9 protein-coding genes and 1 pseudogene are annotated in these 12,430 nt (G+C 63.2%); 2 read left to right on the top strand and 8 right to left on the bottom strand.

What is annotated here, in order from left to right; genetic code table 11:
* Positions 1 to 34 precede the first annotated feature (34 nt).
* The 5 genes from coaD to C8J45_RS15470 form a co-directional block, all read right to left on the bottom strand.
* A complete protein-coding gene (coaD, locus tag C8J45_RS15490; protein ID WP_107964036.1) occupies positions 35 to 541 on the bottom strand; it encodes a pantetheine-phosphate adenylyltransferase in 507 nt (168 codons plus the stop codon).
* Positions 542 to 563: 22 nt separating this feature from the next.
* Positions 564 to 1,454, bottom strand: a complete 891-nt coding sequence (locus C8J45_RS15485) for a polyprenyl synthetase family protein (protein WP_107964035.1) — start codon at positions 1,452 to 1,454, stop codon at positions 564 to 566.
* Positions 1,455 to 1,467: 13 nt separating this feature from the next.
* Positions 1,468 to 1,707, bottom strand: a complete 240-nt coding sequence (locus tag C8J45_RS15480) for an exodeoxyribonuclease VII small subunit (protein WP_056060585.1) — start codon at positions 1,705 to 1,707, stop codon at positions 1,468 to 1,470.
* A gap of 66 nt (positions 1,708 to 1,773) precedes the next feature.
* The gene (locus C8J45_RS15475) at positions 1,774 to 1,971 is read right to left on the bottom strand and encodes a hypothetical protein (RefSeq protein ID WP_107964034.1); all 198 of its coding nucleotides are present in this window, start codon (positions 1,969 to 1,971) and stop codon (positions 1,774 to 1,776) included.
* Between the two features lie 58 nt (positions 1,972 to 2,029).
* Positions 2,030 to 3,709 (bottom strand): diguanylate cyclase, encoded by a 1,680-nt coding sequence (locus C8J45_RS15470; RefSeq protein WP_258191489.1) that lies wholly within the window; start codon positions 3,707 to 3,709, stop codon positions 2,030 to 2,032.
* A 568-nt stretch (positions 3,710 to 4,277) separates the two neighbouring features.
* On the opposite strand from C8J45_RS15470, the gene C8J45_RS15465 reads away from it, so the two are divergent.
* Complete coding sequence (locus C8J45_RS15465; RefSeq protein WP_107964033.1) at positions 4,278 to 6,668, top strand: TonB-dependent receptor; 2,391 nt, start codon at positions 4,278 to 4,280, stop codon at positions 6,666 to 6,668.
* A gap of 234 nt (positions 6,669 to 6,902) precedes the next feature.
* On the top strand, positions 6,903 to 8,471 hold the full coding sequence (locus C8J45_RS15460) for a cellulase family glycosylhydrolase (protein WP_107964032.1): 1,569 nt from the start codon (positions 6,903 to 6,905) through the stop codon (positions 8,469 to 8,471).
* 188 nt (positions 8,472 to 8,659) lie between these two features.
* Here the strand turns inward: C8J45_RS15460 and C8J45_RS15455 are convergent, their stop codons facing one another.
* From C8J45_RS15455 to C8J45_RS15445, 3 genes and pseudogenes are all read right to left on the bottom strand, one after another.
* Complete coding sequence (locus tag C8J45_RS15455; protein WP_258191488.1) at positions 8,660 to 11,431, bottom strand: TonB-dependent receptor; 2,772 nt, start codon at positions 11,429 to 11,431, stop codon at positions 8,660 to 8,662.
* 537 nt (positions 11,432 to 11,968) lie between these two features.
* Complete coding sequence (locus C8J45_RS15450) at positions 11,969 to 12,253, bottom strand: hypothetical protein (protein ID WP_107964030.1); 285 nt, start codon at positions 12,251 to 12,253, stop codon at positions 11,969 to 11,971.
* Positions 12,254 to 12,311: 58 nt separating this feature from the next.
* Positions 12,312 to 12,430, bottom strand: a pseudogene (locus C8J45_RS15445) (IS30 family transposase); the annotation flags it as partial.

The following is a 12,430-nucleotide window of genomic DNA, read 5'->3' as shown; positions in this document are numbered from 1 at the left end:
TCATCCTGACATAAGGTCAGGATGACGAAGGAGGTCAGCTTCCCTTGCGGCCGATCTTCTCGACCCGAGCGACCACCTCTTCGCGCACCGCCTCCGGCACGAACTTCGCAATATTCCCTCCGTACAGCGCGATCTCCTTAACCAGCCGGCTCGCGATCGGCTGCAACGCGACGTCGGCCATCAGGAACACCGTCTCGACGCGCGGATTGATCTGCTGGTTCATCCCCGCCATCTGATATTCATATTCGAAATCGGCGACGGCGCGCAGGCCGCGGACGATCACCTTCGCCCCCTGCCGCTCGGCAAAATCCATTAGAAGCGAATCGAATGCGACCACCTCGATATCGCCGCCGATGCCGGCTACCTCGCGGCGCACCGTCGCCATCCGCTCCTCGATCGTGAACATCGGCGACTTCGACGGATTGGTCGTCACCCCGATCACCAGCCGGTCGACCAGCTTCGCGCCGCGCCGGATGATGTCCATATGCCCCAGCGTGACGGGATCGAACGTCCCCGGGTAAACCCCAATCCGTGCCGTCATGCCGATCTCCCCGGTTGTCGTTCTAGCGGTCGCGTTCGAGCACGAAGCGGGCGATATCCCGTAACAGGTCGGCTTCCTTGCCATAGCTGTGCAGGTGCTGCACGGCCTGGTCGACGAGCATCCGCGCCTGTTCGCGCGCACGCTCGGGCCCGAGCAGCGACAGGAACGTCTCCTTGCCCGCGACCTCGTCCTTCCGCAGCGACTTGCCGACCACCGCCTCGTCGCCCTCGGCATCGAGCAGGTCGTCGGCGATCTGGAACGCGAGCCCGAGGTCATGCGCATAGCCGCGAAGCCCCACGCGACCTTCCGGCGGCAGCCGCCCGAGAATCGCGCCAGCCTCGACCGAGGCCGAGATCAGCGCGCCCGTCTTCATCTGCTGCAACCGGGTCACGGTATTGAGGTCGAAGCGCGTGTTCTCCGCCTCGATGTCCATTTTCTGGCCGCCCGCCATGCCGTTCGGCCCCGACGCCCGCGCGAGGTCCATGACCAGTTCGATCCGGACGAACGGATCGGCGTGCGTCGCCGGATCGGCCAGGATCTCGAACGCCATCGCGTGCAGGCAATCGCCCGCCAGGATCGCGGTCGCCTCGTCGAACACCTTGTGCACGGTCGGCTTGCCGCGGCGCATGTCGTCGTCGTCCATCGACGGCAGATCGTCGTGGATCAGCGAATAGACGTGGATCGCCTCGATCGCGGTCGCCGCCCGTGCAGAGCATTCGCGCGCCACGTCGAACAGGTTGGCGGTCGCGAACACCAGCAATGGTCGCAGCCGCTTGCCGCCACCGATCGCCGCATGCCGCATCGCGCGGTACAGGTCGCCGCGCGGATCGTCCGGGATCGCCAGCAGCTGGTCGAATTGCCGGTCGATCTCCGCGGAGACCTCGGCAAGCGCGGCATCAAGCGTGACGGGCATCCCGCTCACCGCGTCAGCCCGCCGCGAACGGACGGACGCCGGCAGGCTTGCCGTCGCCGTCGAGCCGGATCGCCTCGATCCGCGCCTGCGCCGCATCGAGCCGGTCGGCACAACGCTGGCGCAGCTTGTTGCCGCGCTCGTACAGCTCGATCGCCTGCTGAAGCGGCGTGTCGCCACTTTCCAGCTTCCCGACGATAAGCTCGAGTTCCTTCAGTGCATCCTCGAACGCGAGGTCTTCGATCGGCGTGTCCATGCCCGCCGCTATGGCGCAGGCACGCGACGGGGGTCAAGGACGTGCGCCACGGATCGGAGTGCCGATTCAGCGCAGGCGGTTCACGGTCCAGGTATACAGCACCGAGACGCCGATCAGCCCGAGGTCGACCGCCGCCTGCATCCGATGCGGCGACGGATCGCTGGTCTCGTGCGTGAGGATACGAATGTCGGCAGTCGGGTGGCGGATGGTCAGTGCCATCAGCACGAGTCCCGCGATCACCAGCACAGCCCTACGATCGCGCATCACCCATCTCCCGGAACGCCTGCGAACATGCCTCGATCGCGGTCGTTGCGCAAGTGTATCAAGCGGCGATTGGCAGGACGCTCGCATCGCGCGATCGATCGCGTCCTGCGCCTTTTGCCGCGAACAGCGCACGATCGGCGCTACGATACAGTGTCTTCCAATCCGCCTCGCGCAGCAACGGTCCGGTGCAGCTGCCGATACTGGCGGTGACGGCGATATCGAACGGCATCCGCTGGCTGCGCAACCGTTCGAGGATCGTATCGGGCATGACCGGAGTCGCCGCATCGACCAGTATCGCGAATTCCTCGCCACCGATCCGCGCCACCAGCGCCTCGGGCGGCACCGCATTGCGCAGCGCTCGGGCGACGACGCGCAGCACTTCGTCGCCACCGTCATGCCCGATCGTCTCGTTGACGCGCTTGAAATGGTCGACATCGGCGATCAGCAGCATCTGGTCGCCCGGCCGGCCGATCGCGCGGTGCAGGAACGCGCGGCGATTGAGCAGGCCCGTCAACGGCTCGGTATCCGCGAGCAGCCGTGCGGCTATCTCCTGTTCGCGCGCGGTATCGCGCTCCACGCTGAGCAGGCGAATCCGGTAGGCGATCGCAAGGCTCGACAGCATCGATTCCAGCGCCATCGACAGGATCGTCGAATTGTCGAGCCACAGGCTCCAGTCGAGCAACTCGAACGCGTTGGCGACGCGCAGGCTGGCGACCACGATCGGTACGCTCCACGCCAGCGCGAACAGCCACAGGAAATTGCTCCGCATCCGCCAGGCTCGGAAGAGAATGATGGGGATCAGCACCAGCAACAAAAGGTACGTGCTCGCCAGTATCGTATCGAGCACGCGAAACTGCCATGGCGCGAATGCCGCCCACAACGTGCCCGCCGTCAGCAGCGCGGCGATCACCCAGCTACTCGCGGCTCGCAGCCATCCGCCAAACACACCCTGTTCGAAGAACGTACGGGCGAACACCAGCGCGGACGCCGCCGATCCGGCAAGGAACAGCGTGTTCAGCCGTTGGCGATCATTGTTGTCTAAGGTCGGAAACATCTGCCCCAACGCACCCGAAGACGTTACCGCATACGCGAGCAGGAACAGCACGAGCAGGCAATAAGCGGGCTGGAACGCCTGTCGCAACGCGCCCCACAGCGCGAGATTGTAGACGATCAGCGCGATCGCCATCCCGCCGAACGCACCATACAGCGCAGCGAGCAGGATCTCGGTGGTATCGCGCTGGTCATGGTCGGCGAGCGCGGGTCCCAGGATCAGGCCGCGCAGGTTCGCTGCCCCCTCGACATGCCAGAGCAACCGGACCGGTGCCGCGTCGTGTGACGGCAGGGGCTGGACGATCACCGCGCCCAGCCCAAGCAGGCGTCCCGCGGTGCGCGAGGTAAAGCCGGCGTGGCGGATCGATCCGTCGGCATACAGCACGAACAGCGTCACGCGGTTTACCCAGGTGCTGCCGATGCGCACGGTATGATCGGCGGCATTGATCGCTGGCAGGGGCTGCGAGAGCACCCAGAAATCGCCGCTGCCAAATTGGGTTTGCGAGATGGTGCAGTCGAAACCGCGTGGCTGCCTGAACAGTGTCGCGGGGGTCTGCCCCGCGATCGCGGGACGAACGCAGACCGAAATCGGTGTGCCCGTCACGGCTGCAGCTGGCACCGCAAGGGCAAGGCCGAACGCCAACGCGAACGCGCCGATCATCCATCGCAGCCATGCCATGCTTTCCATAGGGCTACGGTAGCGACGCTTTCCGAATTATCGGTAAACGCGGGAAGGTTTCGTCGCAAAACGGACCAATCGACAGCGCCCCGATCTTTCTCCGCCAGGGGGAGGCGCCAAAAGTACCGAGCGGGTACGCCGAAGTCTGGCGGCGGTGCGCGAATGCCTGCTTCCAGAGCGGCTTTGCCGATACCGGGCTTCGTCGCAAAGCATGTCGCTGCTTTTATACTGGGGCGTGGCACTGGCGCATGGACCAGTAAACGGCAAATATGCACTTTCGAGATCAGTATAGTCAGTCGGTCCGACGTGTTGATCATATGTATCCGCAAAAGGTAGCAGACCCATGCAGCTGTCCGAGAGTATGTGTCCGGATACTCGTCGGGTCGGTCGTCTGGCATCGGCAGCAATTCTTCTGAGTTGGTCGGTGGCGGGGGTTGGCCAGTCCGGGAACCAGTCTGGAGTACAGTCGGAGCCGCCTCCAGCTGCACCGACCAATGCCGAACCCACGCCATCTCGTGCTCAGGCTGAAGTATCGGATGCCCGCCCCGATATCGTGATCCTAGGCCATCGAGGGCAGGTGGACACTGCGATCGAGCCGCTGGCGACGCTCGACGCGGGGGCGATAACCGCTACCGGCGCGACATCGATCGACGAGCTGCTGCGGACCATCCGCGGCGTGACGCAATCGGGCGATGGGCAGGATCCAATCTTTCTGCTCAACGCGCAACGTGTGTCGGGATACCAGGAGATCGGCAACCTGCCGCCTGAAGCGCTCGAGAAGGTCGAGGTTTTTCCGGAGCCGGTCGCACTCCAATACGGCTACCCGCCGACCCGCCGGATCGTGAACTTCATCACCAAGCGCCGGTTTCGCCAGCTGTCGTTGAAGCAGGCAGTCGGCACCTCGACGCGGGGCGGTGCCGATAACGCCAACGCGCATGTCGATTACACGCGTCTCCAGGGCGACGGTCGCCTAACGCTGTCGCTGGACGCACGGCATACCGATGCACTGTTGCAAACGCGGCGGCGCATCCTGCCTGATCCGGACGTGCCGTTCGATGCACGCGGGAATATCACCGGGATTCTGGCGGGAGGCGAGATCGATCCCGCCTTGTCGGCACTCGCGGGGCAGTTCGTGACGATCGTCCCGGTACCGACCGGTCCTCTACCGGTTGGCACCGTCGGACTGGACAGCTTCGCGGCAAACGCAAATCGGCCGCGGCTGTTCGACCTGTCGCCGCTGCGTGCGCTCGCGCCGTCGAACGACACCTTCCACGGCGAGGCGGTGATCGCCAACCGGCTCGGGCGGAAGTTGTCGGGTTCGTTGACGCTCACCGCGGATCATAGTCGCGAGCGTACCCTGTTCGGTCCCGCGAGCGCGACGCTCCTCATTCCCAGCGAAAACCCGTATTCGCCATTCATCCGGAACGTTCTGCTTCAGCGCTATCTCGTCGAAGCGCCGCCGCTCAGCCAGCGCACCGATATCACGACGCTTCATGCCGGGGGCGTGGTACGCGGAGCTTGGCGCGGCTGGCAGTGGGACTGGACCGGCACGCTCGACACGCAACGCAGGAACGGTCTTGTCACCAAGGCGATCGACACCACCGCCGTCAACGCGGCGATCGCCGCTGGCGCCGATCCGTTCCGACCGTTCGATCTTGCGCTGCTTTCCAACCGGCTTGTCGATCACACGGTCCAATCGACCTATGGTGCAGGGACAAAGTTCGTCGCGACCAACCGTCCGCTACGCTTGCCGGCTGGCCGCGTGACGCTGACCGCTACGATCGAGGGCGAGCAGATAGGGACGAACAGCAGGACGCGCGGCGCCACCCCTTCGGCGATCGCGTTCGATCGAGGGAGGGTGGAGGGCGCAGTCGCGCTCGACCTGCCGATCGCATCGCGACGCGAGGATGTCTTGCCGTGGGTTGGGGATGTATCGGCCTCCGCCTCCGCTACCATGCGGCGTGTCGGTGGTTTCGGTGACCTGTCGGATTCGACGGTGGGTGTGAACTGGGCGCCGTTCACGGGTCTCCAGCTGCTGGCACAGTATAAACGGTCTGCCACGGCGCCAACGCTGGATCAGCTCGCCGCGCCGCAGATTTCGGCGCCACAGGTGCCCTTGTTCGATTTCGCGACCGGCCGTTCGACGCTGGTGACGTTGTTTCTGGGCGGCAACCCTGCGCTGGCTGCCGACCGTCGGCGGACGCGCTCGATCGGGGCAACCGTGAAGCCCCTCGCCAAGAGCGAACTGCGTATCGGCGCCACCTACGAGGTTACGGAAATTCGCGACGGGATCCAGACCATCTTCGCCCTCACGCCCGCTGCGCAAGCGGCGCTACCCGAACTGTTCGTCCGCGATGCCGCCGGCGCGCTGGTGTCGGTGGCATTCCGTCCGATCAATGTCTTCCGGGAACGTCGCCGGACGCTGAACCTCACACTCGCCGCCAGCGGCCAACTCGGTCGTCCCCAACCACCTGCGACACCAGGAGGCCGCGCACCGGATCGCCCGACCTTCTATGGCGGGATCGGCCCCACGCTTCGCCTTGCCGACCGGATCGAGCTCAGGCCGGGGATGCCGACGCTCGACCTGCTGGCCGGCGACACGGTGTCGGGCGGTACGACGCAGCGAATTGCCGGTTACGGTTATGGGGGGCTGAGCTATCTGGGCAACGGCGGTACATTTGATTTCTACTGTACCGGTGGGGCCACCGTTCGCGGCGCGGTCGCCGCATCGACCCTGACATTCGCGCCCTTGTGCAAGATCAACGTCACCGGTTCGCTGAGCATCCACCACTTCCTGCCGCGCCAGGACTGGACCCGGCATCTGGGCTTCAAGCTTGAGATCGCCAACATTACCGGCGCTCGCCAAGGCGTGCGCGACGCCACCGGCATCGTTCCTTACCGGTATCAGCCGGATTTGCTCGATTCGGTCGGACGCAGCGTCGTGGTATCGCTCCGCAAATTGTTTTGAAGGTGACGACGGCCGTGCGGGGATTGAACCTTGCTCAAGTGGCACATCCCGACCGCGATACGGACATTGGTCGACCAAGCGTCCGAGATCGGCTGCGGAGCGCTGAGCTATTTGCACGCCTTAAAATCAGATCGTTCGAAGCGAACTGAGCCCGGCTTCTCAACCAAGCCTTGCCGCGGAAACTGATTGCGCTACCATTCCGGTCAACGACGAGAAAAGTCTGGGAGTGTGGATATGCGTTGGCGATCATGGGCGGCAATCGCCGTCGCGGTAGGAACACCGTATGCCGCACCAGCGAAGGACGCAGCCGGTCCGCGCCAGATCCGCATCGATGTCGCCACGGCGGGGGCACCGGTAGATCGTTCGTTCGACCTGTCGATAGGTTCCGATTTTCCGGGAACGCTGATCCGCAGCGATAGCCAGGCGCAGCTGAAGACGGCGGTCGATGAGCTGGGCTTCCGGTACATCCGGTTCCACGACATCTTCCACGACGTTCTCGGCACCGTACGCAAGACTGACGGTCGGATCGTGTACGACTGGACGAAGATCGACCAGCTATACGATGCCTTGCTCGCCCGCCACATCCGCCCGTTCGTCGAACTCGGCTTCACGCCGAGCGCGATGAAGACATCGGAACAGACGATCTTCTATTGGAAGGGGAACACGTCGCACCCCGATCCGGCAATGTGGCGCGATCTGATCGATGCCTATGTCCGGCATGTCCGCGAGCGCTACGGCGCCAACGAGGTGCGGCGCTGGTATTTCGAGGTCTGGAACGAGCCAAATCTCGAGGGGTTCTGGGAAAAGGCCGACCAGAAGGCGTATTTCGACCTTTATGCGAGCACGGCACGCACGATCAAGGCAATCGATCCGGCGCTGAAGGTCGGTGGACCGTCGACGGCTGGGGCCGCGTGGGTGCCCGAACTATTGGCGTTCACGAAGCGGAACCGCGTACCGATCGATTTCGTCACGACGCACACATACGGTGTCGATGGCGGCTTCCTCGACGAAGAGGGCAAGCAGGACACGAAACTGTCCGCATCACCCGACGCGATCGTCGGCGATGTCCGGCGGGTGCGCGCGCAGATCGAGGCGACGTCCTATGCCGGACTGCCGCTGTACTTTACCGAGTGGAGCACGAGCTACACGCCGCGCGACTTCGTCCACGACAGCTATGTCAGCGCACCCTATATCCTGACCAAGCTCAAACAGTCTCGGCGCTATGCGCAGGGCATGAGCTACTGGACGTATACCGACCTGTTCGAGGAGCCCGGCCCGCCGCCAACGCCCTTTCATGGCGGGTTTGGCCTGATGAACCGTGATGGCATCCGCAAGCCGGCGTGGTTTGCCTATAAATATCTGAATGCGTTGAAGGGCCGCACGATCTTGCTCGACGACGAACTCGGGCTCGCTGCAGTGGATAGCAGGCGGATCACCGCGCTGGTGTGGGATTGGCAGCAGCCGGTACAGTCGGTCAGCAACACGCCGTTCTACACCAAGCCGGTACCGGCGACCGCAAGCAAGCCGATAGCGTTCCAGTTCGCGCATGTGCCGCAAGGCACGTACCGGCTTCAGGTGCACAAGACCGGCTATCGGAACAACGATCCACTGTCTCTGTACATCACAATGGGGATGCCGAAGGCGCTCGACGGCGCGCAACTGGCAACCCTCCAGCGCGCGACCGCAGACCTGCCCGAACAGGACCGCGTCGTAACGATCGGTGCAAGCGGTTCGGCGAGCGTGACGGTGCCCATGCGCAGCAACGACGTCGCACTGGTCACGCTTGAGCCAATCGCGCGCTGACATCGGATCGAGTGTAGCAGCCCCCCGCCAAGAATTTATACATCGGCCGAATGGTCGACATGGAGACCATAGCGGAATGTCCGCTTACGGGCGTCGATCAAGGCGGTATTCAAACCTGATACCAAGCCAAACCAGCTTAGCCGTTGAGCCGTAGGAGTGTAGCGCGCCGTTCGCGACGCGCTACCATGTCACATCCTGAACGATACCGAAGCGACGTACGTGCGGCCGTTCTTGTAGAACGCCGTCGGCCGATCGCGCGTGCCGCTATACTGGGTGTAGGTCGAGTCGAGCAGGTTCTGCGCGTTGACCGTCAGCGTGATCGCCTTGGTCAGGTTGAAGCCTGCCGAGAAGTCGAGCTGGCTGTACGGCGCGACCATGTCGATTGAGTTCAGGCGGCCGATCGCACGGAAATACGACGAGCGGTAGTTATAGCTCAGGCGCGCCTGGAACGGTCCGTTATCGTAATATGGGATCACGTTGACGGTGTGCTTCGACAGATAGGGCAGGTTCAACCCTTCGTCGGTCGAGCTCTCGGCGTAGGAGTAGTTCGCCTGCAGGCCGAAGCCGTGCCAGATCTCGCCCTGTGCCGAGACCAGCGCGCCGTTGACGTTCGCCTTGCCGCCGTTGAGCGGCTGCGACACGAGATAGGACGCGTTGCGCTGCGTCAGTTCGTTGAAGAACGTCTGGCGGCTGAGGCCGTTGAGGATGTAGTCCTTCACTTCGCGGCGGAACAGCTCGAGCGACAACAGCGTCCCCTCGCGCGGATAATATTCCGCGGACAGTTCGTAGTTGGTCGACTGGTACGGCTTGAGGTTAGGGTTGCCGCCGCTCGCATCGAGCGTGATGTCGTTGCGACCGACCGATCCACCGAGCTGCTCGTAGCGCGGCCGTGCGATCACCTTGGCAACGCTGCCGCGGAAGATCAGATGCGTGCCCGCTTCATAGGCAACGTTCAGGCTCGGCAGGAACTTCAGATAGTCGTTCTCGACCCGCTGCGGCACGATCGTCGGCAGGCTGCCGTCAGTGCCGGAGACCTGATCGGCGTAGTTCGACACGTTCTTGGTATAGACCAGGCGCCCGCCGATATTGCCGCGGAAGCCGCTCTGGTCGAAGTTCAGCTGGACGTAGTTCGCCGCTACCGTCTCGTCGACGATGTACGATGCAGTCGGCTTGGCGACGGGGATGTTGATCGAGTTCGCTAGGATGTCGATCACGGTCTGGTGCGACAGGTTGATGTACTTGGTCGCATTTCCGGTGCCGCCGGTGCCATCGAACGTGCCGTTCGGCGTCGTCATCGTGTCGACGCCGAGGCTGGCCAGCGTGTAGTTCGAGGTCGAGTAGTTGTTGAAGCCGCTCGCGTTCAGGCGGTTGCGGTGATCCGTGAACTTGCCGCCGATGCGGATTTCCTTGAACGGCCCCGCCTCGAACGGAATGACCGCGTCATAGCCTGCGTAGTAATCGCGATCGATCGTCTTCGAAAAATCGATCCCTCCCGCGCGCGCCGCATTCAGCTGCGTGCCGTTGACGATGACGGGTGCGCCGTCGATCGTCTGGAGCTGGGGGCTGTTGCTGCGGCGGTAATTAGCCGGGTTGGTCAGGTCGCCGCCATACTCGACGTTCGCACTGTCGGAGGTGAAGCCGTAGCTGTACGGAAGGTCGGTCCGGACATCGAGCAGATATTCGGGATTGCGCCCACCGATCGCCTTGCTCCAGCCGCCGGTCGCCGACACGGTCGAACCGCCGGGACCTTCCCACTCGGCAACGAAGTTGAGGTTGTCGGTGGTCAGCTTGGTCTTGCGGATCAGCAGATCGAGCTGCGCGCTCTGGCTGTTCGCCGAGGCCGCGCCGAAGCTTGCATTGGTAACGACGCCGTTCGCGACCGTTGCCGACTGGAGAACGTCGCCGCTCCACGCGCCGGGGATGACGTACATCGACTGGCTGCTGTTGTTGTAGTTGCCGTCGATATGCAGGCCGTTGAGGGTCAGCGTGATGTCGTCGGTCGGCTTGGCCTGGACCGTGCCGACATAGCTGATGCGCTTACGCTGCTGCGTAAAATACGCGTAGTTGATGCCGAACGGCGATACCGCGTTGGCGAGATCCTGGCGCGTGCCGCCGGTGACCGTCGCAGCCGTGTTCTTCAGGACGGGCTGACCGCTCGCATCGCGGACGAGGCTCCCGTCGGTATTGGCCTGGAAAAACCGGCTGCCGGCATTCTCGAACCCGAAGAATTCGACGCCCGAGCGGGTCAGGCTCTGCTTGTCGTAGGTGACGGCGCCGAGCACGCCGAACGTGCCGCCTTCGTTGTGCCAGCTGTAGAGACCCGAGGCGCGGACGTTACCCTTATCGGCGCGGTCGTTGTACGAATAGCCGCCCGAGGCGAAGATCGAGTTGGCGGGCGTGTCGAGCGGACGGCGCGTGCGGACGATGACGGTGCCGCCAATGCTACCTTCCTCGATCCGCGGCTCGGGCGACTTGTACACTTCCAGGCGCTCGACGAGCTCGGGTGCAAGCAGCGAATAGTTGAAGGTACGGCTGGTCGGGTCGTTGTCGTTGCCACCCCAGTCGGCCGAGGCGACCGCATGGCCATCGAGCAGCATGCGGTTGAGTGCGGGATCTGTGCCGTGAATTGCGACTTTCTCGCCCTCGCCAAAGCGACGGTCGATGCTGACGCCGGGAACGTGCGATAGCGATTCTGCGACGTTGCGGTCTGGAAACTTGCCGATCGCCTCGGCGCTGATGACGTCAACGATAGCGTTGGCCTGACGCTTTACCGCAATCGCGCTGCGCAGGCTGCCGCGGATACCGGTAACGACGATGTCTTGTCCGGTTTCGTCACCGGCGGGGGCGACGGGTTCGGTAGTTTGCGGATCTGACGCGGAGGTCTGCGCTGCCGGCGCTGCGGCAACCTGCGCGAACGCGCTTGGTGTAACGGCGACATAAACAGCTGCAGTCGACGCCAAGAAAATATGATTCCGGAAGACCATTGTTAAAAACCCCTTCTCTCGCCCCACGACGCCGATCCGACGCAATCTGGCGTCCCCGATTACCGGAAACTAGGTCCTATTTTGGACGTGTATAAGTCCAGGCTTGGTGGCCCTGGCATATAACCACTTTGTAAGGAAATCTATCGATAATTGCTCTTTAGCTTATTCGGAAGAGTGTGAACGGCTGATGCCAGAATAGAACCTTTCCAAATATTGCGGCGAAGACGATGGTTCTCACGTCGAATGCCCACCGACGCCGTAGAGGTTGATTGGTTTCCCAAAGGACTGTTGAAGCCGAAAGCCCGGCCGGAATGACGCGCGCCCTCCTCTCTGATGCTGATGGGCAGCCGCGAACGTCGGCATCGAGCCATTTTAACCCCGCCGTGTCGAGTGAACGGACCAGAGCGTCGTCATTCTGCGGCTGCGATTGTGCAATAACAGCCAAGAGTTGCTGCCCGCCGGCTCGCGGTCGCGGAAGTTCAATTTTCAACGGTAAACGGACCATACGGGCAGTCAGTCGCGCGCCGTACGTTCAAAGCAGCTCCAGTCAGAATCGATGCAGCCCCCGCCCACCGCGATCGCGTATACCGGGAAGCCGTAATCGTCTTTTAGGTAGCGGAATCGACAATGCCGGTTGAGGCCGTTCGGAAGGAGACGGGTAGGGTCAAAGGTGAGTTCGCGAGTCCCTTCCGGAAAGTCATAAGCCGGCGAGGCATCCTGCGCGAGGGAAGCTGCCACCATGCAGATGGTGAGGGCGGGAACGGTGAAATGACTGGGATAATCCTGACGCGAGGACATGGAGAATTAGGCCTAGCCCGTAATAACGTGTTGCGAACGTCCGCTTTTCGCGGTGGGTTCAACGGGTGGCTGCAACATGCTGGGCGAACATTTCAGCCGGTGTCTGATACATCAAGGTCTTTCTGGGGCGCTCGTTGAGCTGGCGAGCGATGGCGCTGAGTTTGGCCTGGCTGTGGA

The organism is Sphingomonas sp. PP-CE-3G-477 (genome assembly GCF_003050745.1).
GTDB lineage: Bacteria > Pseudomonadota > Alphaproteobacteria > Sphingomonadales > Sphingomonadaceae > Sphingomonas.
This window is presented reverse-complemented; position numbering and strand designations above follow the sequence as displayed.